The organism is Streptomyces sp. NPDC006544 (assembly GCF_040611715.1).
Classification (GTDB): domain Bacteria; phylum Actinomycetota; class Actinomycetes; order Streptomycetales; family Streptomycetaceae; genus Streptomyces.
The window spans coordinates 20,153-44,210 of the sequence record NZ_JBEXOV010000038.1; the positions used below are offsets into that span (position 1 = coordinate 20,153).

20 protein-coding genes are annotated in these 24,058 nt (G+C 73.2%); 5 read left to right on the forward strand and 15 right to left on the reverse strand.

Annotated features, from left to right (window positions below; all coding sequences use genetic code 11):
* Positions 1–27 precede the first annotated feature (27 nt).
* The gene (locus tag ABZY44_RS19155) at positions 28–789 is read right to left on the reverse strand and encodes a siderophore-interacting protein (RefSeq protein WP_356655256.1); all 762 of its coding nucleotides are present in this window, start codon (positions 787–789) and stop codon (positions 28–30) included.
* Between the two features lie 70 nt (positions 790–859).
* Between ABZY44_RS19155 and ABZY44_RS19160 the strand changes: the two genes are divergently transcribed.
* The 3 genes from ABZY44_RS19160 to ABZY44_RS19170 all read left to right on the forward strand — a co-directional run bounded on the left by ABZY44_RS19160 (position 860) and on the right by ABZY44_RS19170 (position 5,668).
* Complete coding sequence (locus ABZY44_RS19160) at positions 860–2,998, forward strand: penicillin acylase family protein (protein WP_356655258.1); 2,139 nt, start codon at positions 860–862, stop codon at positions 2,996–2,998.
* A complete protein-coding gene (locus ABZY44_RS19165) occupies positions 2,995–3,606 on the forward strand; it encodes a GNAT family N-acetyltransferase (RefSeq protein ID WP_356655260.1) in 612 nt (203 codons plus the stop codon). Before ABZY44_RS19160 ends, ABZY44_RS19165 begins: the two co-directional genes overlap by 4 nt.
* A 106-nt stretch (positions 3,607–3,712) precedes the next feature.
* Positions 3,713–5,668: a protein kinase gene (locus tag ABZY44_RS19170; RefSeq protein WP_356655262.1), complete on the forward strand. Its 1,956-nt coding sequence runs from the start codon at positions 3,713–3,715 to the stop codon at positions 5,666–5,668.
* A 59-nt stretch (positions 5,669–5,727) separates the two neighbouring features.
* On the opposite strand, the gene gatB is transcribed toward ABZY44_RS19170, so the two are convergent.
* The 10 genes from gatB to ABZY44_RS19220 all read right to left on the reverse strand — a co-directional run bounded on the left by gatB (position 5,728) and on the right by ABZY44_RS19220 (position 17,670).
* Entirely contained in the window at positions 5,728–7,236 is a 1,509-nt protein-coding gene (gatB, locus tag ABZY44_RS19175; protein WP_356655264.1) for an Asp-tRNA(Asn)/Glu-tRNA(Gln) amidotransferase subunit GatB, read from the reverse strand.
* Between the two features lie 15 nt (positions 7,237–7,251).
* On the reverse strand, positions 7,252–7,497 hold the full coding sequence (locus ABZY44_RS19180; protein ID WP_356655266.1) for a hypothetical protein: 246 nt from the start codon (positions 7,495–7,497) through the stop codon (positions 7,252–7,254).
* On the reverse strand, positions 7,494–8,996 hold the full coding sequence (gatA, locus tag ABZY44_RS19185; RefSeq protein ID WP_356655268.1) for an Asp-tRNA(Asn)/Glu-tRNA(Gln) amidotransferase subunit GatA: 1,503 nt from the start codon (positions 8,994–8,996) through the stop codon (positions 7,494–7,496). Before gatA ends, ABZY44_RS19180 begins: the two co-directional genes overlap by 4 nt.
* 4 nt (positions 8,997–9,000) lie before the next feature.
* The gene (gene gatC, locus ABZY44_RS19190) at positions 9,001–9,297 is read right to left on the reverse strand and encodes an Asp-tRNA(Asn)/Glu-tRNA(Gln) amidotransferase subunit GatC (RefSeq protein ID WP_007266718.1); all 297 of its coding nucleotides are present in this window, start codon (positions 9,295–9,297) and stop codon (positions 9,001–9,003) included.
* A gap of 191 nt (positions 9,298–9,488) precedes the next feature.
* A complete protein-coding gene (locus ABZY44_RS19195) occupies positions 9,489–11,678 on the reverse strand; it encodes a bifunctional diguanylate cyclase/phosphodiesterase (RefSeq protein WP_356655270.1) in 2,190 nt (729 codons plus the stop codon).
* Between the two features lie 408 nt (positions 11,679–12,086).
* Complete coding sequence (gene ligA, locus ABZY44_RS19200; protein WP_356655272.1) at positions 12,087–14,297, reverse strand: NAD-dependent DNA ligase LigA; 2,211 nt, start codon at positions 14,295–14,297, stop codon at positions 12,087–12,089.
* Positions 14,298–14,328: 31 nt separating this feature from the next.
* The gene (locus ABZY44_RS19205) at positions 14,329–15,318 is read right to left on the reverse strand and encodes a methionine synthase (RefSeq protein ID WP_356655274.1); all 990 of its coding nucleotides are present in this window, start codon (positions 15,316–15,318) and stop codon (positions 14,329–14,331) included.
* Entirely contained in the window at positions 15,315–16,004 is a 690-nt protein-coding gene (locus ABZY44_RS19210) for an SDR family oxidoreductase (RefSeq protein ID WP_356655276.1), read from the reverse strand. The genes ABZY44_RS19205 and ABZY44_RS19210 overlap by 4 nt, the downstream gene beginning before the upstream one ends.
* 118 nt (positions 16,005–16,122) lie before the next feature.
* On the reverse strand, positions 16,123–16,467 hold the full coding sequence (locus ABZY44_RS19215) for a DUF1330 domain-containing protein (protein WP_330298707.1): 345 nt from the start codon (positions 16,465–16,467) through the stop codon (positions 16,123–16,125).
* Positions 16,468–16,614: 147 nt separating this feature from the next.
* Positions 16,615–17,670, reverse strand: coding sequence for a helix-turn-helix domain-containing protein (locus ABZY44_RS19220; RefSeq protein WP_356655278.1), 1,056 nt, complete (start codon positions 17,668–17,670; stop codon positions 16,615–16,617).
* 173 nt (positions 17,671–17,843) lie between these two features.
* Between ABZY44_RS19220 and ABZY44_RS19225 the strand changes: the two genes are divergently transcribed.
* Entirely contained in the window at positions 17,844–18,767 is a 924-nt protein-coding gene (locus tag ABZY44_RS19225; RefSeq protein ID WP_356655280.1) for an NADP-dependent oxidoreductase, read from the forward strand.
* A gap of 55 nt (positions 18,768–18,822) precedes the next feature.
* Here ABZY44_RS19225 and mnmA read toward each other — a convergent pair whose 3' ends face one another.
* A complete protein-coding gene (mnmA, locus tag ABZY44_RS19230) occupies positions 18,823–19,977 on the reverse strand; it encodes a tRNA 2-thiouridine(34) synthase MnmA (protein WP_356655282.1) in 1,155 nt (384 codons plus the stop codon).
* Positions 19,978–20,046: 69 nt separating this feature from the next.
* Here mnmA and ABZY44_RS19235 point away from each other — a divergent pair, with 69 nt between their 5' ends.
* Positions 20,047–20,757, forward strand: coding sequence for an N-acetylmuramoyl-L-alanine amidase (locus tag ABZY44_RS19235; RefSeq protein ID WP_356655284.1), 711 nt, complete (start codon positions 20,047–20,049; stop codon positions 20,755–20,757).
* 107 nt (positions 20,758–20,864) lie between these two features.
* Here ABZY44_RS19235 and ABZY44_RS19240 read toward each other — a convergent pair whose 3' ends face one another.
* The 3 genes from ABZY44_RS19240 to ABZY44_RS19250 all read right to left on the reverse strand — a co-directional run bounded on the left by ABZY44_RS19240 (position 20,865) and on the right by ABZY44_RS19250 (position 23,934).
* Entirely contained in the window at positions 20,865–22,028 is a 1,164-nt protein-coding gene (locus ABZY44_RS19240) for a cysteine desulfurase family protein (protein WP_356655286.1), read from the reverse strand.
* 329 nt (positions 22,029–22,357) lie between these two features.
* Positions 22,358–23,218, reverse strand: coding sequence for a thioesterase family protein (locus ABZY44_RS19245; protein WP_356655288.1), 861 nt, complete (start codon positions 23,216–23,218; stop codon positions 22,358–22,360).
* A 59-nt stretch (positions 23,219–23,277) separates the two neighbouring features.
* Positions 23,278–23,934, reverse strand: coding sequence for a trimeric intracellular cation channel family protein (locus ABZY44_RS19250; protein WP_356655290.1), 657 nt, complete (start codon positions 23,932–23,934; stop codon positions 23,278–23,280).
* Positions 23,935–24,058: the final 124 nt, after the last annotated feature.

A 24,058-nucleotide genomic window follows, 5' to 3' on the forward strand; every position in this document is an offset into this window, starting at 1 on the left:
GCGAGCGGCCCCGTCCGCCGCCGGGCTTCAGGGCCGCCAGTAGCCCAGGGCGTTGACGCGTTGCTTCGGGACCGACAGGTCCTTGCGGAGCCAGGTGGCCAGGGTGCGGGTGGTGGCCGTGTCGGAGGCCAGCCAGACGTAGGCCGACCCCGGTTCGCCGAGCAGGTCCGGGAGTTCGGCGCGGACGCGCTCGGCCAGGGCCTCGCCCGCGCCCGTGCCCCGCTCGACCCGGCGGACCTCGTGGCGCTCCGCGTGCACCCGTAGCGGAAGGTCGGCGTCCGACGCGTGCTGCGTCTCGAACCAGACCGTCGCGGCGGTGTCGGGGAAGGAGTCCAGCAGGGAGTTGACGGCGGGCAGCGACGCGGCGTCGCCGATCACCAGCAGCCGGCCCGGCGCCGGGTCCGGGGCCGCGAAGCCCGTGCCCTGCACGGTTGCCTCGATGGTGTCGCCCGGCGCCGCGCGCCGTGCCCAGTCGCTCGCGACCCCGTCGTGCAGCGCGAACTCCAGCGCGAAGGTGCCGGCGGCCGGGTCCGGGTCGACCAGGGTGTACGCCCGCTGGTGCGGCTTGCCGTCGGCGGCCGCGAACCAGAGCCGGACCCACATCGTCGGATGGAGCGACTGCGCCGCGGCCGCGAGCAGCCCGCCGTCCGTCATCCGGACCCGGCGGAAGTGCTCGGTGACCTGCTCCGCCCCCACCACCGTGAAGGTGAAGTCCTTGCCCCGCAGGAGCTTGAGGACGACCCCCTCCCAGCCCTTGGCCGTCTTCACTGCCCCGCTCGCGACGCTCATCGCACGCCCACCTTCCCCTTATAGTTAGGCCAGCCTAACCTAAATGCACTTGGGGAAGAGTGTGAGCCTAGTGAGCAGTACGGACGACGCCGCATACGAGGATGACGAGAACTACGCGCTCTACCGGGACGCTTGGGGCATTCCTCACCTCCACGCCCCGGACCCGCTCCGGCTCTCCTACGCCCAGGGCCGCACCACCGCCTTCGACCGCGCCTGGCAGCTCGAGGTCGAGCGCCTGCGCGCCGAGGGCGCGAGCGCCTCCCTCCTCGGCCCCGACTCCGTCGCCTGGGACCGCTTCGCCCGCCAGAGCCGCCTCGCCGACACCGCCCGCCGCTGCTACGCGGAACTCGACCCGGAGACCGCCGCCTGGGTCGGGGCCTATGTCGCCGGAGTCAACGACGGACTCGCCTCCGGGGCCGCCCGCGACGAGCGGTTCGGTCACGCCCCCGAGCCGTGGGAGCCCTGGGTCCCGCTCGCCGTCTGGATCTCCACGCACATCCTGTTCGCCGGCTTCGCCACCAAACTGTGGCGTGAGCGCGTGGCCCGGGCCCTCGGCGACGAGGCCGTCACCCTGTTCGCCACCGACGGCCCCGGCACCGCCGGCAGCAACGGCTGGCTGGTCCCGGGCGACCGCACCGCCACGGGCGCGGCCATCCTCGCGGGTGACCCGCACCGGTTCATCGAGGACCCGGGCGTGTACCAGCAGATACGCATCGCCTGCCCGGACTACGACGTCCTCGGGCTCGCCGTCCCCGGCGTCCCCGGCCTCGCCCACTTCGGGCACACCGGCGGCGTCGCCTGGGCCATCACCAACGCCATGGCCGACTACCAGGACCTGTACGAGGAGCGGCTGCGGACCCTCGAGGACGGCCGGATCGAGGCGCTCGGCCCCGACGGCTCCTGGGAGCCGGTCGCCCGGCACACCGAGACCATCACCGTCGCCGGAGCCGGCCCCGTCGAGGTCGAGGTGCTGGAGACCGCGCGCGGCCCCGTGATCATCCGCGCGGACGCCACGGACGCCACGGACGCCGCGGACCCCGCGGACGACGCCGACGGCGGCCGAGCCCCGGCTCCCGCCCGTCAGACCCTCTCGCTCCGCTACCCGCCCCGCGTCCGCCGCGACCTCGGCTTCGCCGCCCTCCCCGCCCTCCTGCGCGCCCGCACCGTCGCCGACGTCGACGCCGCCCTCGACGGCTGGGCCGAGCCCGTCAACGTGGTCCACGCCGCCGACACCGAGGGGGGCCTGCTGCACCGCGTCGCCGGAGCGGTCCCGCTGCGCGATCCCGCCAACCGGCTGCGCCCCGTACCCGCCCGGGACGCCCGGCACGCCTGGCAGGGCTGGGCCGACACCCCGGCCGAGCCCGTCCAGGGTTTCGCCGTCATGGCGAACGCCCGCGGGATCGCCTCCCCGCTGGGCGTGGAGTTCGCGCCCCCGCACCGCGCCAACCGCATCCGCGAGCTGCTCTCCGGCTCGGCGGACTGGTCCGCGAAGGCCATGGCCGAGGTGCACGCGGACACCCACCTCGCGTCCGCCGCGCCGCTGCTCGCCCTGCTGCCCGCGCTCGAGGGCCTCTCCGCCGCCGCCGACGCGCTGCGGACCCGGCTGCTCGGCTGGGACCGGCACATGGACGCCGAGAGCACCGACGCCACCGTCTTCTCGGCCTTCCGTGCGGCGACCGTACGCCGCTTCGCCGCCGACCCGGTCTTCGCCGGGCTCGCGGCCGCCCCGGACGGCCCGGAGGTGTTCCACCCCTGGCTGTACCTGCTCCCCCGCGTCGGCTACGCCCTGGAGGGCCTGCTCGGCACCACGCTGCTGCCCGGGCTCGACCGGCCCGCGCACGTCCGGGCCGCCCTGGAGGAAACGGCGGCCGCCGGCACCCCCGACGCCCCCTGGTCGCAGGTGCACCGGCTGGCCCCCTGGTCGGCGCTGCCGGATCCGGACGCCGTGTGGCCGGGCCTCGGCGGCGACCACGACTGCGTCAACGCCACCTCCACCGTTCCCGGGTTCAGCGATCTCACCGCCCGGGCGTCGGCGGCCCGTTTCGTCTGGGACCTCGCCCGCCGGGAGGACAGCCTCTGGGCGGTCCCGCTCGGCGCGGACGGGGTCACCGGCGCCCCCCACCACCGCGACCAGCTCCCGCTCTGGGCACGGTGCGCACTCGTCCCGGTCGTCACCGACTGGTCCCGCCTCACCAAGGAATCCGCATGACCACCTCGTCGCACGCCCGCCGGCCGGTCCACACCCACCTCGTGGAGGGCTTCGGCACCGTCACCCTCACCCCGGTCGACCCCGCCGCCGACTCCGCCCTGATCCACGGCTGGGTCACCCAGGAACGGGCCGCCTTCTGGGGCATGGCCGGAGCCGACCGGGAGCTGGTCGAGGAGATCTACGCGGACGTGGACGCCCGCACCACCCACCATGCGTACCTGGCGCGCCGCGACGGGGTGCCTGTCGCGCTGTTCCAGACGTACGACTGCGCGCAGGACCGCGTCGGCGAGTGCTACGAGGTCCAGCCCGGGGACATCGGCGTGCACCTGCTGATCGGTCCCGGTTCCGGCGTCGCCGAACAGGGCTTCACCGCGGCCCTGCTGACCGCCTTCATGGCGTACGTCCTGTCCGACCCCTCGGTCCGCCGCGTCGTCGCCGAACCGGACGCGCGCAACGACAAGGCCATAGCCCGCCTCCGGCGCACCGGTTTCACGCTCGGCCCGGAGGTCGAACTCCCCGAGATCGACCTCCCCGAGGTCCACCTCCCGGCCAAGCGGGCCCGCCTGCTCCTGCTCGACGTGTCGGGGGCCCTGCCGACGCTCCGGTGATCCGCGCGCCGCCGTGGGCCCCACATTCACCTCCGTCTCCGCTTGACCATCCCCCTCCCGCGCCGGGAAGCTGATCCCCACTCATATCAATGGCGCTGGGGGGAAATTGACCAGCCAGAATCTGCACATCGGCCCTGACGCGGCAGCCGACCGTTACCGGTTGCTCCGGGCCATCGGGCGCGGCGGGGAGGCCGTGCTCTATCTCGCGGAGATCGAGCTCGCGGGCGGAGCCGAGCCGGTCGTCGTGAAGGTGCTCGACTCCAAGACGACGATCACACCGGACGTGTTCGACCGCATCAGCCAGAAATGGAACGAACAGGCGGAGCTGCTGCGCTTCGTCCACCGGCCCGGGGTCGTGGGCGTACGGGAGCACTTCGAGGGATCGCCGATCCACCGGCCCGGCGAGTCCGGGACGCTGACCGGGCGGGCCCTCGTCCTGGTCATGAACCACGTCGACGGGCTGGACCTGCGGGACTGGCGGGCCGAACGGACGCTCGCCACGGCCGCCGAGCGGCGCGAGGTGATGCGCACGCTGGAGCAGCTGGCCGACGTACTGGACTGGCTGCACTCGGGGAAGGCCACCCCGTCCGGCCGCCAGGTGATCCACGGCGACCTGTCCCCCGGCAACGTCATGGTCGACGCCCACGGGCAGGCCACGCTGGTGGACTTCGGCCTCAGCAAGCTGACCGCCGACCACCAGACCGCGGAGGTCTGGTTCACCCAGGGGTACGCGGCCCCCGAGGTGTTCGACGGGAAGCGGACGCCGGGGACGGACCGGTACGCCTTCGGGGCCCTCGCCTACTTCCTGCTGAGCGGGGAGTCGCCGCCCGCGACCCCGGAGCTGCTGGCGCAGGCCCTCACCAGGCTGCCTCAGATCGCCGTGCTGGACGCGGAGCAGCGGGCGCGGATCGCCTCCATCTACGCGTCCGACCCGCTGAAGCGGCCGGTGAACCTGGCGGGCTGGATGAAGGACGTCCGGCGTGCCGTGGTGTCCACGACCACGTCCACCTCGCAGCGGGTGGTCCAGGACGCGGTCCCGGCCGTGCCGCCGGTCCCGCCTCCGGCCGCGCCACCGGTCTCACCGCCGCTCACGCCTCCCGCCGCGGTCCCGCCGAGGCCGGCGGCCGCGCCCCGGCAGCAGCCGACGCCGCCCACGACGGCCCCGGCGGCTGCCGCGCCCCCTGCCGCGGCGCCGCGGCAGCCGGTCGCGCCGCCACAGCAGCCCGTGTACGCACCGCCGCCGGCCCAGCCGGCCCAGCCCGTGTACGCCGCCCCACCGCCCGCCGAACCCGTGCACACCCCGCCGCCGGTGCGGGCGAGCGTGCCGCAGGGGTACGGTCCCGCGCCCGCGGCCGTGTCTGCCGCGGAGCCGCTGCCCCCGCCGCCCGCGCGCAAGAAGCGGCGAACCGGGCTGGTGCTCGGGGCGGTGCTCGCGGTGCTGGTGGTGGGCGTCGGCGCGGTGATCGGCGTCAGGCTCCTCGGGGACAAGGAGGACGCGCACGGCTCGAACACGGCGAGCGGCGGGGACAAGGCGTCCTCGTCGCCGTCCGGGAGCCCGACTCCCCCGCCGACGCCCAGCCCGTCCCCGTCCCCGTCCGCGTCCGCTTCCGAGGGCGCGGCGGCGCAGCCCACCGCGACGGGTTCCCAGCCGCCGTCCGGGGTGGCGCCGGGAGTGAAGGCGGCCGACCTGACCGTGATGGCGCCCGTGAAGGACCTGGGCGGGTTCGAGGTCGGGCCGGCCAAGATCAACACCAAGCAGTACGGCGCCGCGTTCATCCAGGAACGCAACTGCGACTTCGACGCGTACACGGAGTTCGACCTCAACCGCGAGTGGAAGAGCCTGGAGTTCACCGCGGGGATCGACGACGGCTCGCAGAACGAGAAGGGCCGGGTCAGCGTCTCGCTCGACGGCCAGCCCGCGGCCTTCTCCGAGCTCGTGGAGCTGGGCAAGCCGATCACCCACACGGTGGACGTGAGCGGCGCCCTGCGGCTCCGCATCAAGGTGGACAAGGGCTGCGACAACGGGACGGTCGTCATCGCCGCCCCCCAGCTCAAGCGCTAGCCGGACGCACGGCGGCCCCGCACCGGAGATCCGGTGCGGGGCCGCCGCGTGCGTACGGTCTACTCGGAGACGCCCAGGCGCTCCAGGATGAGTTCCTTGACGCGCGCCGCGTCGGCCTGGCCGCGGGTGGTCTTCATGACCGCTCCGACCAGCGCGCCGACGGCGGCGATCTTGCCGCCGCGGATCTTGTCGGCGATGCCCGCGTTGCCCGCGATGGCCTCGTCCACGGCCGCGCCGAGCGCGCCCTCGTCCGAGACGACCTTCAGGCCGCGCTTCTCGACGACCTCGTCCGGGGTGCCCTCGCCGGCGAGGACGCCTTCGAGGACCTGGCGGGCCAGCTTGTCGTTGAGCTCGCCGGCCGCGACCAGGGCCGCGACGCGCGCGACCTGGACGGGGGTGACGGGCAGTTCGTCGACGACGACGCCCTGCTCGTTGGCGTTGCGCGCCAGCTCGCCCATCCACCACTTGCGGGCGGCGGCCGAGTCGGCGCCGGCCTCGATGGTGGCGACGATGGAGTCCACCGCACCCGCGTTCAGGATCGACTGCATGTCGTGCTCGGTGACGCCCCACTCCTTCAGGAGGCGGTTGCGGCGCACGCGCGGCATCTCCGGCAGACCGGCCCGCAGCTCCTCGACCCAGGTGCGGGCCGGGGCGATCGGGACCAGGTCGGGCTCGGGGAAGTACCGGTAGTCCTCGGCGTTGTCCTTGATGCGGCCGGCCGTCGTGGAGCCGTCCTCCTCGTGGAAGTGCCGGGTCTCCTGCACGATCGAGCCGCCCGAGGAGAGCACCGCCGCGTGGCGCTGGATCTCGAAGCGGGCGGCGCGCTCGACGGAGCGCAGCGAGTTGACGTTCTTCGTCTCGCTGCGGGTGCCGAGCTCGGACTCGGGGGTCGGGCGCAGCGACAGGTTGACGTCGCAGCGCATCTGGCCCTTGTCCATGCGGGCCTCGGAGACGCCGAGCGCCTTGATGACCTCGCGCAGCTCGGCGACGTACGCCTTGGCGACCTCGGGAGCCCGTACGCCCGCGCCCTCGATGGGCTTGGTGACGATCTCGATGAGGGGGATGCCGGCGCGGTTGTAGTCCAGCAGCGAGTGGGACGCGCCGTGGATGCGGCCGGTGGCGCCGCCGACGTGCAGCGACTTGCCGGTGTCCTCCTCCATGTGGGCGCGCTCGATCTCCACGCGGAAGATCTCGCCGTCCTCCAGCTGGACGTCGAGGAAGCCGTTGAAGGCGATCGGCTCGTCGTACTGGGAGGTCTGGAAGTTCTTCGGCATGTCCGGGTAGAAGTAGTTCTTCCGGGCGAAGCGGCACCACTCGGCGATCTCGCAGTTCAGCGCGAGACCGATCTTGATGGCGGACTCGATGCCGATCGCGTTGACGACCGGCAGTGCGCCGGGCAGACCGAGGCAGACCGGGCAGGTCTGCGCGTTGGGCTCGGCGCCCAGCTCGGTCGAGCAGCCGCAGAACATCTTGGTCTTCGTGCCGAGTTCGACATGGACCTCGAGGCCCATGACGGGGTCGTACGACGCGAGGGCGTCCTCGTACGACAGCAGTTCGATGGCAGTCACAGTGGAAATTCCCTCTCAGCCCAGCAGGACGTCGTCGTCGCCGAGACGCTTGAGCTCGCGGTACAGGATCGCGAGGCCGGTGACGATGGCGGCGGCGGACACGGCGGCGTCGACCAGCTTCAGCATGTCGTTCTCGCTGCGGGCCTTCTTGACCTGCTTGATCACGCCGAGGGCGCCGAACGCGGTGGTGCCGATCGACAGGTAGGTGCCGGTCTTGGACTTCTTGAAGCCCTTGGCCTTGGACAGTGCACTGGTGCTCACAGCGACGGTGCCTCCTCAAGCAGCGGGTGTCCCCAGCGCTCGATGAAGGCCGCCTCGACGGCGGCGCCGACCTTGTAGAGACGGTCGTCCTTCATCGCCGGGGCGATGATCTGCAGTCCGACCGGCAGACCGTCCTCCGGAGCCAGGCCGCAGGGCAGCGACATGGCGGAGTTGCCGGCCAGGTTGGTCGGGATGGTGCACAGGTCCGCGAGGTACATCGCCAGCGGGTCGTCGGTGCGCTCACCGATCGGGAAGGCGGTGGTGGGCGTGGTCGGGGAGACGATCACGTCGACCTGCTCGAAGGACTTCTCGAAGTCCTTCGTGATGAGCGTGCGGACCTTCTGGGCGGAGCCGTAGTACGCGTCGTAGTAGCCGGAGCTGAGCGCGTACGTGCCGAGGATGACGCGGCGCTTGACCTCGTCGCCGAAACCGGCTTCGCGGGTCAGGGCGGTGACGTCCTCGGCGGACCTGGTGCCGTCGTCGCCGACGCGCAGGCCGTAGCGCATGGCGTCGAAGCGGGCCAGGTTGGAGGAGCACTCGGACGGCGCGATCAGGTAGTACGCGGCCATCGCGAGGTCGAAGGACGGGCAGTCCAGCTCCACGATCTCGGCGCCGAGCTCCTCGAGGAGGGCGACGGACTCGTTGAAGCGCTGGACGACGCCGGCCTGGTAGCCCTCGCCGGCGAACTGCTTGACCACGCCGACGCGCATGCCGGCGACGGAGCCGTTGCGGGCCGCCTCGACGACCGGCGGGACCGGGGCGTCGATGGAGGTGGAGTCGAGCGGGTCGTGGCCGGCGATGACCTCGTGCAGCAGGGCCGCGTCCAGGACCGTGCGGGCGCAGGGGCCGCCCTGGTCGAGGGAGGAGGAGAAGGCGACCATGCCGTAGCGGGAGACGCCGCCGTACGTGGGCTTCACGCCGACGGTGCCGGTGACGGCGGCGGGCTGGCGGATGGAGCCGCCGGTGTCCGTGCCGATCGCGAGCGGCGCCTGGAAGGCGGCGAGCGCGGCCGCGGAGCCGCCGCCGGAGCCGCCGGGGATCCGGGTGAGGTCCCAGGGGTTGCCGGTGGGCCCGTAGGCGCTGTTCTCGGTCGAGGACCCCATGGCGAACTCGTCCATGTTGGTCTTGCCGAGGATGACGACGTCGGCTTCCTTCAGCTTGCGCGTCAGGGTGGCGTCGTAGGGCGGGATCCAGCCTTCGAGGATCTTCGATCCGACCGTCGTCGGGATCCCGACGGTGGTGAAGATGTCCTTGAGGGCGAGCGGGACGCCGGCGAGCGGGCCCAGCTTCTCGCCGGCCGCCTTCTTGGCGTCCACGGCGCGCGCCTGGGCCAGCGCGCCCTCGCGGTCGACGTGCAGGAAGGCGTGGACCTTCTCGTCGGTCGCCTCGATGCGGGCCAGGTGGGCCTCGGTGACCTCGACGGCCGTGAGCTCGCCGGAGGCGATCTTCTCGGCGGTCTGTGCGGCGGTGAGCCGGATGATCGTGTGCGTGTCGGTCATGTTGTTAGTCCTCCCCCAGGATCTGCGGCACCTTGAAACGCTGCTGCTCCTGGGCGGGAGCGCCGGAAAGCGCCTGCTCGGGGGTGAGCGACGGACGGACCTCGTCCGCGCGCATGACGTTCGTCAGCGGCAGCGGGTGGGAGGTCGGCGGGACGTCTTGGTCGGCGACCTCGGAAACGCGGGCGACCGCGCCGATGATGTCGTCGAGCTGTCCAGCGAAGTGGTCGAGCTCTTCGCTCTTCAGCTCCAGACGTGCCAGCCGAGCGAGGTGGGCGACCTCCTCGCGCGTGATGCCAGGCATGCAGCGATCCTCTGGGGTGGTGAGTGTGTAGGTTTCGGGCCCAATCCTATGGGGCCCGGCCCCCGGCCGACGCAACGGTTTCCCCCCGGGGGCGGTACGCGGGCGCCACAGGAGCCGGTTTCCGCCCCCGGGTGGGCGCTGCGCGAAGCCCTTGGCCGGACGCGGGCGCGGCTGGCGGGCCCGCGCGTGCCTCACTGCGTCCGCGCCGCCGCTTCCGCCGCCAGCTCCGCCGTGATGTCCGCCGGCCGGCGCCAGCCGCGCTCGCCGCGGGCGAGCAGCCAGGCCGTGGCCTCCTGCGGAGGCATCGCGGCGGCGACCAGCCAGCCCTGCACCGCGTCGCACCCGAGGTCGCGCAGACGCTCCCACGTCTCGTCGTCCTCGACTCCCTCCGCGACGACGAGCAGGCCCAGGGAGTGGGCGAGGTCCACCGTGCAGCGGACGATCTCGGCGTCCTGGGCGTCCACCGCGAGGCGGGCCACGAAGGAGCGGTCGATCTTCAATTCGCTGACCGGCAGCCGTCGCAGGTGGACGAGGGAGGAATAGCCCGTGCCGAAGTCGTCCAGGGACATCTTCACGCCGTGGCCGGTCAGCCCGGCCATGGTGTCGGCGGCCCGCTGCGGGTCCTCCAGCAGGACGTGTTCCGTTATCTCCAGCTGCAGCCCGCTCGCCGGGACCCCGTGGCGGGCGAGGCGCGCGGCCACCGCGCCCGCGAAGCCGGGCGTGTGGACGTCGCGCGGCGAGACGTTGACGGCGACCGGGACCTTGAGGCCCTGGGCCCGCCAGCGGGCGACCTGCGCGAGCGCGGTCTCCAGGACGTACTCCGTCAGGTGCGGCATCAGCCCGGACGTCTCGGCGATGGCGATGAACTCGTCCGGGGAGACCCGGCCGCGCTCCGGGTGCACCCACCGTACGAGGGCCTCGAGGCCGGCCACCTGCCCGTCGAAACGGACCTTCGGCTGGTAGTGCAGTTCCACCTCGCCCGCGTCCAGGGCGCGCCGCAGGTCGCCGAGCAGACCGAGCCGGTCGGGGGTGTTGCTGTCGCGCTTGGACTCGTAGACCTCGACGCCCGTGCGGTCCCGCTTCGCCTGGTACATGGCGACGTCGGCGCGGCGCAGCAGGCCTTCCGCGTCGAGCGCGTGGTCGGGGAAGACGGCGAGGCCGGCGCTGGCCTCCAGGACCAGGGTCAGGCCGTCCAGGTCGAGGGGCGAGCTGAGCTCGGCGACGAGGTGGCGTGCGACCCGCTGGGCGCTGGTGGTGGAGTCCGCGACGGGGAGCAGGACGGCGAACTCGTCGCCGCCGAGGCGGGCGGCCTCGGCGTCCGGCGGGAGGGCCTGGCGCAGCCGGTCCGCGATCTGCAGGAGCAGCCGGTCGCCGGCGAGGTGGCCGAGGGTGTCGTTGACCGCGCGGAAGCGGTCCAGGTCGATCAGCACCAGCGCCGAGCGGGTGCCCAGCCGTTCGGCCTGGTCGAGAGCGGTCCAGGCGCGCTCCAGCAGCCACTGGCGGTTCGGCAGCCCGGTCAGCGGGTCCTTCAGCTGCTCCTCGGCGCGGGCGCGGGCGATCCACAGCGTGGAGTCGAGGGCGATCAGCGGTACGGCGAAGAGCGGCAGCAGGACCGGCTGCGCTTCGGCGACCACGCAGATCAGCGGGGCGATGCCGAGGAGGGCCACGGCCACCAGGCCCTGGCGCAGCAGTGCGGTGCGGGCGACGGTGGGCAGCCCCCCGTGGTGCGGAGCGAGTGCGAGCCACAGCAGGACGCGCGTGACGAGCAGGTACGTGACGGCGACCAGGATGACCTCGGGGACCGCGTCGATCCCCCAGTTGGTGGGTGCCCACGGGTGTTCCACGGACGGCGACTCGCCGAAGGCGGCGAGTACGAGCGCGCCCGCGCCGATCCCGAGCACGTCGGTGGAGCCGTGCAGCAGGCCCTGGCGCCAGCGGTGCCGGCGGGCGGCGCCGACGAGGGTGACCACGGCGAGCGAGACGAGGCCCGCGGGGACCCATCCGTAGAGGATGAGGACGCCGAGGGTGAGGGCCGCGCCCGAACCGGTGCCGCCCCACCAGCGGTCGCGGCCGAGGGCGACGAGGTGGCCGACGATGATGCCGGTGAGCAGGGCGAGCGCCCAGCCGACCGGACCGCCGGGGAACAGGGCGTGACGGCCGCTCAGTGCCGTGACGATGCCCACGGCGAGCAGCACGGCGGCGAGGCCCACGACGGCGAAGGGCAGCGCGGCGCTGCGCCCCGCTCCGCCCGGGCCCGCTCCGGTGTCGAGCGGTCGGGATCGCGGTGTCCTGGCTCCCAGGACACCGAACCGGCCCGTCCGCAGGGACGGGAGGTCCCCGCCGAAATCTGGTGACGGGTCGGCGCTCTCGGTGGGTTTCATGCCCGTCCCTCTCACAGCCGGCGATGCCGATGCCACGCAATGGCCCCGTTGTCATGCCCTCACGGCAACTGCGCGTCGAGCAGCCGTGCACGACGGGCGCACCCCTCAACAGTAGGACGCGAGAGGCACCCAGGGGCAGCGGTCGGCGGCGGTTGCCCGTATTCGACCCGGCCATCCTCATCAGTACGGTATCCGCCGAACGGGTGAGTTTGGACCAGGACCCCCGGGTCGCCCATCCGATGATCCGACAGGTCACCACCCGGCGAACAGCCTTGTACCGGCCTTGCGGTGACCGCCTACCGGCCGATTGCCGTCGGCCGGGGCCAGGACCGCGCCTGGCGTCACCGGCCGCCGCGCCTGGCGTGCGCCCGCTCCCGCGGCCGCACGCCGTGCATCCGTTCGCCTTCGTTACTCCGCTGCGGCGACGCCGTCCACCGGGAGCGCGGCCGCGCGGGCGGCCTCGGGGCCCTCTTCGAGCAGGACGGCGAAGCCGGCGTCGTCGAGGACGGCGAGCTTCAGCTGCACCGCCTTGTCGTACTTGGAGCCGGGGTTGTCGCCGACCACGACGAAGGAGGTCTTCTTCGACACGGACCCGGTCACCTTGGCGCCCCGGCTCTGCAGGGCCTCCTTCGCACCGTCCCGGGTGTGGCTCTGCAAAGTGCCGGTGACGACGACGGTCAGGCCCTCGAGCGGGCGCGGGCCCTCCTCCTCGCCGGAACCTTCCTCCTCCATCCGGACGCCGGCCTCGCGCCACTTGCGCAGGATCTCCTGGTGCCAGTCGACGGCGAACCACTCCTTGAGGGAGGCGGCGATGATCGCGCCCACGCCCTCGGTGGCGGTCAGCTCCTCCTCGGTGGCCTGCTCGATGCGCTCGATCGACCGGAACTCGCGGGCGAGCGCCTCCGCCGCCACCGGTCCGACGTGACGGATCGACAGGCCGTTGATGATGCGGGCGAGCGGACGGTCCTTGGCGGCCGCGATGTTCTCGAGCATCGACAGGGCGTTCTTCTTCGGCTCGCCCTTCTGGTTGGCGAAGACCGTGACGATCTTCTCCTCGCCCGTCTTGGGGTCCCGCTTGGGCAGCCCGCTGTCCGGGTCCAGGACGTAGGCCTTGATGGGGAGCAGCTGCTCCATGGTCAGGCCGAAGAGGTCGCCCTCGTCGAGCAGCGGCGGCTGCGCCGGCTCCAGGGGGCCGGTCAGCGCGGCCGCCGCCACCATGCCGAAGTTCTCGATGTCCAGGCTCTGGCGGCCGCCGAGGTAGAAGAGCCGTTCGCGCAACTGGGCGGGACAGGTCTGGGCGTTGGGGCACCGGACGTCGATGTCCCCCTCCTTCATGGGGCGCAGCGCCGTTCCGCACGCGGGGCACTCGGCGGGCATCACGAACTCCCGCTCGCTGCCGTCCCGCAGGTCCACGACGGGGCCGAGGATCTCGGGGATGACGTCGCCCGCCTTGCGCAGGACGACGGTGTCCCCGATGAGGACGCCCTTGGCCTTGACGACCTCCTGGTTGTGCAGGGTCGCGAACTCGACCTCCGAGCCCGCCACCGTCACCGGCTCGACCTGCGCGTACGGGGTCACGCGCCCGGTGCGGCCGACGCCGACCTTGATGTCGATCAGCTTGGTGTTGACCTCTTCGGGGGCGTACTTCCAGGCGATGGCCCAGCGCGGGGCGCGCGCCGTGGAGCCGAGCCGGCCCTGGAGGGAGATCTCGTCCAGCTTGACGACGACGCCGTCGATCTCGTGCTCGACGGAGTGCCGGTTCTCGCCGAAGTACGCGATGAACTCCCGGACCTCGGCGAGCGAGGAGACCACCTTGTTGTGCCCGCCGGTGGGCAGGCCCCATTCGTGGAGCAGCTCGTACGCCTGCGACTGGTGTTCGATCTCGAAGCCCTCGCGGGCGCCGATGCCGTGCACCACCATGTGCAGCGGGCGGCTCGCGGTGACCTTGGGGTCCTTCTGGCGCAGGGAACCGGCCGCCGCGTTGCGCGGGTTGGCGAAGGGCTTGCCCTCGGCCTCGACGAGCCGGGCGTTGAGCTCCTCGAACTTCTCCATCGGGAAGTAGACCTCGCCGCGGATCTCGACCAGGGCCGGGATCCGGTCGCCCTTCAGCCGGTCGGGGATCTCGGCGATGGTGCGGACGTTCGGCGTGATGTCCTCGCCGGTGCGGCCGTCGCCGCGGGTGGCGGCGCGGGTCAGGCGGCCGTGCTCGTAGGTGAGGTTGACGGCGAGGCCGTCGACCTTCAGCTCGCACAGGTAGTGGTAGTCGGAGGTGTTGGCGTCCCGGGCCACGCGCTCGGCCCAGGCCGCCAGTTCCTCGTCGTCGAAGGCGTTGTCGAGGGAGAGCATGCGCTCGCGGTGCTCGACGGAGGCGAAGTCCGTCTCGTACGCCCCGGCCACCTTCTGGGTGGGCGAATCGGGCGTGCGCAGCTCCGGGTACTCCTCCTCCAGCGCCTCCAGGGAGCGCAGCAGCTGGTCGAACTCGGCGTCGCTGACGACCGGCTGGTCGTTCACGTAGTACCGGAAGCGGTGCTCCTCGACCTGTTCGGCGAGCAGCGCGTGCTGCTCGCGCACCGCCGCCGGTACGGCCGTGTCGCTGCCCTGCTTCTGTTCGGCTGCCATGCCGTGTCCTCCCGTGGCCCGTCCCGATCCGTCACTCAGGGTTGTCGGCGAGCGACCTCGCCGCCCTGACGCAGTGCGCCTGGACCGCGCGCGCGTAGGCGGGCGAGGCGCCCGCCAGGCCGCACGACGGGGTGACCACGACGGACTCCGCGAGAGTCCCCGGGGTCAGCCCCAGCCTGCGCCAAAGCTTCCTGACACCCATGACGCTACCGCCCGGGTCCGACAACGGGCCGTCGGTGCCGGGCACCACTCCGGCGAAGAGTTTCGTACCCGCTTCGACGGCTTCCCCGATGGCGTCGTCCTCGCGCTCGGTGAGCAAGGAGAAGTCGAACGACACTCCCGAGGCCCCGGCCCGCCGCAGCAGCCCGAAGGGCACCTCGGGCGCGCAGGAGTGGACGACGACCTCGCCGTCGTGGACGGCGAACAGGTCGCGCAGGGTGCCCTCGACGACCTGCCGGTCGACGGCGCGGTAGGTGCGGTAGCCGCTCGCGGACCGGACCCGCCCGAGCAGCACGGCCGACAGTGACGGTTCGTCGTACTGGAGGACGATCTCGGCGCCGGGGATCCGCCTGCGTACGTCGGCCAGGTGCTCGCGGACGCCTTCGGCGAGGGAGCCGGCCAGGTCGCGGCAGGCGCCCGGGTCCTGGAGCAGGGCCTCGCCGCCGTGCATCTCCAGGGCGGCCGCGAGCGTCCAGGGCCCGACGGCCTGGACCTTCAGCCGTCCCTGGTAGCCCTGGGTGAACTCCTCGAGGGCGTCGAGGTCCTCGCCGAGCCAGGAGCGGGCCCGCCTGGTGTCGCGGCCGGGCCGGTCGCTGATCCGCCAGCCGCTGGGCTCCACGTGCGCGTACATGTCCACGAGCAGGCCGAGGGAACGGCCGGCCATGTCCGCGCCGGGGCCCCGGGCGGGCAGCTCGGCGAGGTACGGGAACTCCTCGAAGGAGCCGGTGACCGTCTTGGCGGCTTCGCGCGCGTCGCCGCCGGGCAGCGAGCCGATGCCGGTGGCTCCGCCGGGGGCACTCATCGGCCGGGCCTGACGGAGAGGTCGCTGACCACGGCGTCGCGGGGCAGGTCGACGGCCATGACGACGGTCGTCGCGACGGACTCGGGGTCGATCCAGTCGGCGGCGTCGTAGGACTCGCCCTCCTGCGAGCGGACCTTGGCCTGCATGGGGGTGGCGGTACGGCCGGGGTAGACGGACGTGACGCGGATGCCGTGCTCCTTCTCCTCCGCCCGGAGCGAGTCGGCGAGTGCCTTGAGGCCGTGCTTGGAGGCGGCGTACGCGCTCCAGTCGGCGTGGGCGGCGAGGCCGGCGCCGGAGTTCACGAAGACCACGGTCGCGTGCGAGGCGCGCAGCGTGGGGAGCAGCAGGCGGGTCACCTCGGCGGGGGCGACGAGGTTGACGTTGAGCTGCTGGTGCCAGGTCTTGGGGCGCAGGTCGCCGACGGGGCCGAGGTCGACGATCCCGGCGATGTGCAGGAGGGAGTCGATGCGCTCGGGGACGGCCTGCTTGGAGAAGGCCCAGGAGAGCCGGTCGGGGTCGGCGAGGTCTCCGACGAGGGCGGTGGATCCGGGGTACCGGCTGGTGAGCTGCTTGGCGCGGGCGGCGTCACGGGCGAGCAGGACGAGGTCGTCGCCGCGGGCGTGCAGCCGGTTGGCGACGGCGGCGCCGATGCCGGAGCCGGCGCCGGTGATCAGGTGAGTAGCCATGCGGCCATGCTCGCACCCCGGCCAGGTCCGGAGGCCCGCCGGGCCGGACCGCCGGACCTGCCGGAGGTCCGAGGGCGGCGTCAGAGGCCGGCGTCAGGGGTCGGCGTCAGGGGATGCGTCAGAGGCCGGCGGCTTCGCGGAGGCGGGCGGCCGTCGCCGACGCGTCGTAGTCGGGGGCGACGCCCTCGACCAGGACGACCTCGCCCGCTATGTGGCGGGTGCGCTCCGGGAGGATTGCCTGGTAGGCGTCGGAGGCGTACCAGGCGCGGGCGCTCTCGATGTCCGGGAAGGCGATCACGACCACCGAGCCGGGGAAGGGGCCCTCCATGACCTCGACCTGCTTGCCGTGCACGAGGAACCGGCCTTCGAAGGGGTCCATCGTCGACTGGACCACGCCCATGTAGTGCAGGATCTCTTCGTTCATCGTCTCGGGCCGCAGGTGTCCGATGGCGTACGCGGTCATGTTCGTCTCCCCGGTCGAGGGCCCGGCGTTCCGGGCTGTTGGATCCAGCCTGTCAGCGGGGCGCGGCCCGGTCGATTACTTCCGGGGTCATGGCCGCCATGAGGGCCGACGGGGGTCAGGGGCGCCGTCGTGGAGGACGATCGCCCGTCAGCGGGCCGCCGCCACGTCGATTGCCTCCGGAGTCGCGTGGAAGGTGCGGCGGTAGGCGATCGGGGAGATGCCGAGGGTGGAACGCATGTGCTGGCGCAAGGAGTTCGCCGAGCCGAAGCCGGACTGGTGGGCGACCAGGTCGACCGGGAGGTCGCTCGACTCCAGCAAGTCGCGGGCGAGTTCCATCCGTTGGGCGGTGAGCCACTGCACCGGGGTCATGCCGACCTCGTCGCGGAAGCGGCGGGTGAAGGTGCGCAGGCTCATCCGGGCGTGGGCGGCCAGCTCCGCCAGGGCGATCGGCTCGGCGAGGCGTTCCAGGGCCCAGGCGCGGGTGGCGGTCGTGGTGGCGACGGTGGGTTCGGGGACGGGCCGGTCGATGTACTGGGCCTGGCCGCCGTCGCGCCAGGGCGGTACGACGCACATGCGGGCGGCCCGGTTGGTGACGGCGACGCCGTGGTCCCGGCGGATCAGGTGCAGGCACAGGTCGACGCCGGCGGAGACCCCGGCCGAGGTCAGAACGTCGCCGTCGTCGACGAAGAGGACGTTCTCGTCGATGCTGACGCGGGGGTAGGCGCGGCGGAACTCGAGGGCGAGGTTCCAGTGCGTCGTCGCGGGGCGGCCGTCGAGCAGGCCCGCGGCGGCGAGCACGTAGGAGCCGGAGCAGATGGAGACCAGGCGGGCGCCCGGGCGGATGCCCGCGATGGCGGCGGCCACCGCGGGCGGCAGCGGACCTCCGAGGGCCAGCTCGGGCATGGCGTGGGTGGGCGGGACGATCACGGTGTCGGCGACGGCGAGGGCCTCGGGACCGGCAGCGGGCTGGAGGACGAAGCCGGAGTCACTGGGCACCGGACCGCCATCCGCGGTGCAGACGACGACCTCGTACAGGGCCTCGCCGGACTCGTCCACGGCGCTGCCGAAGACCCGGGAGGGGATCCCCAGCTCGAAGGGCGGGAACCCGGGCAGGGCGAGCACCGCGACCAGGTGCCGCCCTCCGCCGCCGCTCCCCCGGGGCGCCCCGGCCGCCGACGTCGGTTCCGCTCGCACCTCACTCATGGCCGAATCCTGTCACATAGTGGCCAGACGGCCAACACCGGCGGGTGTCACGGTGGCCGAATCTGGGACACGTCACCGGAGAACACTCCGGTTTCGGAGCAGTCGGACGTGGTCAGTGTCAGGAGGACCTGGCCGTACGCGGCCGACGCGGTCGGACAATCGAGGAGAACAGCATGCGCGCGATGGTCGTGAGCGAATGGGGCGGCCCCGAGACCCTGGTCGAGCGGGAGATCGAGCGGCCCGAGCCGGGTCTGAGCGAGATCTTGGTGCGCGTCCACGCGGCCGGGGTGAACCCGGTCGACTGGAAGACCCGGGCCAGCGGCGCCCTGATCGCCTGGGGCGAGGTCCCGGTCGTGGGCTGGGACGTCTCCGGCACCGTCGAGGCGGTCGGGCCCGGCGTGACCCTGTACCGCCCGGGCGACGAGGTGTACGGGATGCCGCGCTTCCCCCGTCAGGCAGGCGGCTACGCCGAGTACGTGGTGGGACCGGCCCGGCACTTCGCCCGCAAGCCCGCGTCGCTCGACCACGTGCAGGCGGCCGCCCTGCCCCTGGCGGCGCTGACCGCCTGGCAGGCGCTGGTGGACACGGCCGCGATCGCCCCCGGCCAGCGGGTGCTGGTCCACGCGGCGGCGGGCGGCGTCGGCCACCTCGCGGTGCAGATCGCCAAGGCGCGCGGCGCGTACGTCATCGGCACGGCGAGCGCGGCCAAGCACGGCCTGCTGCGCGAGCTGGGCGCCGACGAGCTGGTCGACTACCGCTCGGCCGACTTCACCGAGGTGGTGTCGGACGTGGACGTGGTGATCGACGCGCTCGGCGGGGACACCGGCGAGCGCTCGCTGAAGGTCCTCAAGCCCGGCGGGCACCTGGTGACCCTGCCCGCCCCGGACGACGTCCCGACGGACGCGGCGGGCGTCCACACCGGCTGGACCCTGGTCGAGCCGGACTTCCGGGGCCTGGTGGAGATCGCCTCCCTGGTGGAGGAGGGGAAGCTGCGCCCGGTCGTCGAGACGGTGCTCCCGCTGGCCGAGGCCGCGAGGGCCCACGAGACCGGCGAGCTGGGCCGCACCACCGGCAAGATCGTCCTGACGGTGGTCTGACCGGTCCCCCGCCCGCCGGGGGCGGGTCCGCACCGGGCCGCGGCCGGCGCTCCGGCTAGGCCGACGCCGCGGCGGTGGCGTCGGCGGTGGCGGCCCGGGTGGTCGTGGCGATGGTGGCGGAGCCGACCACGCGCGTGCCGTCGTAGAGGACGATCGCCTGGCCCGGGGCGACCCCGCGGACCGGCTCGGTGAAGGAGACGCGCAGTTCGCCCTCCACCACCTCGGCAAAGACCTCGGTCTCGCCGCCGTGGGCGCGCAGCTGCGCCGTGTACGTACCCGGGGCGGCGGGGCTGGAGCCGCACCAGCGGGGGCGGATGGCGGTGAGCGCGGTGACGTCGAGGGCCTCGACGGGGCCGACGGTGACGGTGTTGTTCACCGGAGAGATGTCGAGGACGTAGCGCGGCTTGCCGTCGGGGGCCGGGTGGCCGATCCGCAGGCCCTTGCGCTGGCCGATGGTGAAGCCGAAGGCGCCCTCGTGGGTGCCGACCTTCTCGCCGGTGACCCCGTCGACGATGTCGCCCTCGGCCTTGCCGAGGCGGCCGGCGAGGAAGCCCTGGGTGTCGCCGTCGGCGATGAAGCAGATGTCGTGGCTGTCGGGCTTCTTCGCGACGGCCAGGCCGCGCTCCTCGGCCTCGGCGCGGATCTCGTCCTTGGTGGTGAGGGTGTCGCCGAGCGGGAAGAGCGCGTGGGCGAGCTGCTTCTCGTCGAGGACGCCGAGGACGTACGACTGGTCCTTGGCCATGTCCGAGGCGCGGTGCAGTTCGCGCGTGCCGTCGTCGTTGAGGACGACGGTGGCGTAGTGGCCGGTGCAGACGGCGTCGAAGCCAAGGGCGAGGGCCTTGTCGAGCAGCGCCGCGAACTTGATCTTCTCGTTGCAGCGCAGGCACGGGTTCGGGGTGCGCCCGGCCTCGTACTCGGCGATGAAGTCCTCGACGACGTCCTCGCGGAAGCGCTCGGCGAGGTCCCAGACGTAGAACGGGATGCCGATGACGTCGGCGGCGCGGCGGGCGTCGCGCGAGTCCTCGATCGTGCAGCAGCCGCGGGCGCCGGTCCGGAAGGACTGCGGGTTCGCGGAGAGCGCGAGGTGGACACCGGTCACGTCGTGCCCGGCTTCGACGGCGCGGGCGGCGGCGACGGCGGAGTCCACGCCGCCGGACATGGCGGCGAGGATGCGCAGGGGGCGGGGGCTGCTCGGCAGGTTCTCAGTCATAGCACCGTCCAGGGTACGGGGAACCGCGCGGGGTCACAGCGCGTTATCGGGTCAGGGGGGTGGAGAACCTTGGGGAGCAAGGGCGACGGGGGTGCTTCGGGCACCGAGGGGGCCGCGGGGACCGAGGGTGCCGCGGGGGCGAAGCGGCCTGGGCGGACCCGCAGGGCGCTGCTGTTCGGCGGGCTCGGGGCCGTCGCGGTGGCGGCGGTCGCCGGGCGGGACGAGCTGGGACGGGCCTGGTGGCTGGTGCCGGGGGTGTCCAAGCCGCGCAAGGAGGGTGAGCTGGACCACGCGGGGGCGGGGTGGACCTCGGCCTCGCCGGCGAACTGGCGGCTGGCGGACCGGCCCGCCGACTATCGCGTGGACCGGATCGTCGTGCATGTCACACAAGGCAGTTTCGCGTCCTCGGTGGACGCCTTCAAGAATCCGTTCCACCGGGCGTCGGCCCACTACATAGTCGGCCAGGACGGTCACGTGGAGCAGATGGTGCGCGAGCTCGACGTCGCCTTCCACTCGGGGAACCGCTCCATGAACGAGCGCAGCGTCGGCATCGAGCACGTCGGTTTCGTGGACCGGCCCCAGGACTTCACGGACGCCATGTACGGGGCTTCGGCGCTGCTCGCCGCCGGCATCTGCCGACGGTACGGCATACCGGCGGACCGCAAGCACATCGTCGGCCACTCCGAGGTCCCGGGCGCCGACCACACGGATCCCGGACCCCACTGGGACTGGAACCGCTACGTCCGCCTGGTCGGCGAAGCCCTGGGATCAGAGCACTAGTGGCGTCAGGCAACTAAGGGCTTGCAGAGAATTAACGTGCGTGTTTCAGCTCTTGACAGACCAGCCCACGCAGGGTGTTCGATCGCATGTTGATTCTCTGCAAACCCTTAGCTGAGGCCCGCCGTGCGGGCGCGGGTGACGGCCGGGCCGATGGCGGCGGCCACCGCGTCCACGTCGGCCTTCGTGGACGTGTGGCCGAGGGAGAAGCGCAGGGTGCCGCGGGCCAGTTGCGGATCCGTGCCGGTGGCCAGCAGGACGTGGCTGGGCTGGGCCACGCCCGCCGTGCAGGCCGATCCGGTGGAGCACTCGATGCCCTGGGCGTCGAGCAGGAGCAGCAGGGAGTCGCCCTCGCAGCCGGGGAAGCTGAAGTGGGCGTTGGCGGGGAGCCGGTCGAGGGGGTCGCCGCCCAGGACCGCGTCGGGGACCTCGCGGAGCACGGCCGCGACGAGCTCGTCGCGCAGCGCGCCGATCTCGGCGGCGAAGCGTTCGCGCCGCTCGGCGGCGAGCACGGCGGCCACCGCGAAGGCGGCGATCGCCGGGACGTCGAGGGTGCCGGAGCGGACGTGCCGTTCCTGGCCGCCGCCGTGCAGGACGGGCACGGGGCTCTGGTCGCGGCCGAGCAGCAGCGCGCCGATCCCGTACGGTCCACCGACCTTGTGGCCGCTGACGGTCATGGCGGCGAGGCCGCTGTCGCCGAAGCGGACGTCGAGCTGGCCGAAGGCCTGGACGGCGTCGGAGTGCAGGGGGATGCCGGACTCGCCCGCGATGGCGGCCAGTTCCGCGACCGGCATGACCGTGCCGATCTCGTTGTTGGCCCACATGACGGTGGCGAGGGCGACGTCGTCGGGGTTCCGCGCGATCGCTTCGCGGAAGGCCTCGGGGTGTACGCGGCCGTGGCGGTCGACGGGGAGGTACTCGACCTGGGCCCCTTCGTGCTCCGCGAGCCAGTGCACGGCGTCGAGGACGGCGTGGTGCTCCACGGGGCTGGCGAGGATCCGGGTCCGGGCGGGATCCGCGTCGCGGCGGGCCCAGTAGAGCCCCTTGACGGCGAGGTTGTCGGCCTCCGTGCCACCCGCGGTGAAGACCACCTCGCTCGGCCGGGCCCCGAGCGCCTCGGCGAGGGCCTCGCGGGCCTCCTCGACGGTGCGGCGGGCGCGGCGGCCGGCGGCGTGCAGGGAGGACGCGTTGCCCGTGACGCCGAACTGCGCGGTCATCGCCGCAGCGGCCTCCGGAAGCATCGGAGTGGTGGCGGCGTGGTCGAGGTAGGCCATGATCCCCCGATTCTACGAGTCCCCCGCGCCTCGGAATCCCGCGCGGGGGCGTAGCCGGTGGGCCAGGGCCTCGACCCGGGGCCGCCTGTGCGCTGCCCGCGCGCTGCCCTGGGCCCTGCCCGGGGCCCGCCGAGGGGGCGGGACGGGGCAGGGCCACCGCTGCGCGGGGCCGTTGTCCCCTCCCCGCCCTTCCACCGTTCCCAGGGCTCGCCCTGACCCGGAGGACCTGGGGCTCCGCCCCGAACCCCGCGCCTCGAGCGCCGGCGGGGCTGGATCTTCCGGAGGCCGGGGCGACGTCAGGAAGGGGGCTTCCGGAGGCCGGGGCGACGTCAGGAAGGGAGCCGTGGTGCGCGCGCCAGTTGGCGGGACTGCGCCACCAGGCGGTCCGCCGAGTCCCAGATCTCCGCGTCCTCCTCCAGGAAGCCCCCCGCCAGGTTGCGCGTGGTGATGGCGACCCGGAGCGGGCCCGGGGCCGGACGGTGGCGGACGTGGGTGGTGAGTTCCACGGTCGGGGTCCAGCCGACGAGGCCGAGGTCGAACGAGGTCGGCGGGAGCGCGTCGACCGCGAGCAGCAGCGAGAGGGGATCCGCGTCGCGCCCGTCGGCGAGCTCGAACCAGGACCGCATCTCACCCTTGCCCGACGGCTGTCCGACCGCCCAGCCGGCCGTCGCCGGGTCCAGGCGCAGCCGGAGCCGGTCCACGATCGCCGAGCTGCCGGGGATCGGCGCCGGGCCGGCCTCGGGGCCGAGGCAGTCCTCGTAGGCGGGGATGCGCGGCGGGAGGGCCGTGGTGTGGACGGCGTCCGGGAGCGCGGAGAGGTCACCGTACGAGGCGAGGACGCGGATGCGCTCGATCTCGGTGCCGTTCTCGTCGTACTGGAAGAGCGAGGCCTGGCCGGTGGAGAGCGTGCGGCCGACGCGTACGACCTGGGTGCGGATCACGGCGGGGCCGGGCACGGACGAGGTCAGGTAGTGCGCGGAGACCGTGAACGGGTCCGGGTGCGGCAGGGTCGCCGACAGGGCGCGGCCGACGAGGGCCAGGAGATAGCCGCCGTTGACGGCGGTGATGATCGTCCACCCGGCGGAGAGGTCCGCGTCGTACACCCCGGGGTCGCCCGCGCGAGCGGTGACGGCGGTGTCGCGGTCGAACTCGCTGTCGCCGACGGTGGCCTTGGCAGCTGCGTGTGACATGCGGACGACGGTACAACGAAGTAGCTACTAAGCGGTAGCTTTCTTCGGTTGCGGCCGCGTCACGGCTCCTCCGCGACCGCGGAGCGCCGGTTCCAGGCGAGCGGCGCCCGCAGGTGGTAGCGGATGGCCAGGAGCCGGAGCACGAAGGTGGTGACGATGGCGACGCCGGTCGTGACGGCGTTCAGGGAGTCGAAGCTGATGAAGAGGGCGACCAGCGAGGCTCCGATGATGGCCGGCACCGCGTACATCTCGCGGTCGCGCAGCAGCGAGGGCACCTCGTTGACGAGTACGTCGCGCAGTACGCCCCCGCCGACGGCCGTGGCCAGGCCGAGCGCGGCGGACGCGGTGAGGCCGAGGCCGAACTCGTACGCCTTGGTCGTACCCGTCACGCAGAACAGTCCGAGGCCGGCCGCGTCGCAGACGTTGATCGCGCGGTTGATCCGCTGCACCTCGGGATGCAGGAAGAAGACTATGGCGGCGGCGACCAGGGGCGTCACGAAGAAGCCGAGGTCGCCGAAGGCGGCGGGCGGGGTGGCGCCGATGACGATGTCCCGGAAGAGACCGCCGCCGAGGGCGGTGACGAGCGCGAGGACGGCGATGCCGAAGACGTCGAAGTTCTTGCGTACGGCGAGCAGGGCCCCGGCCAGGGCGAAGACGAAGATGCCCGCGAGGTCCAGGCCGTGCTGGATACCGGGCGGGAAGAGATCGTGGAGCACGGCCCCATTCTGCCGGTCGCCCGACGGCGCGCGGGAACGGGTGCCCCGGTCGCGGCCCGGGAACCGGACGCGCCTCGAACGCCGGCGGGGCTGATGTGTGCCGGCGTTCGGGGCGAGGTGTCCC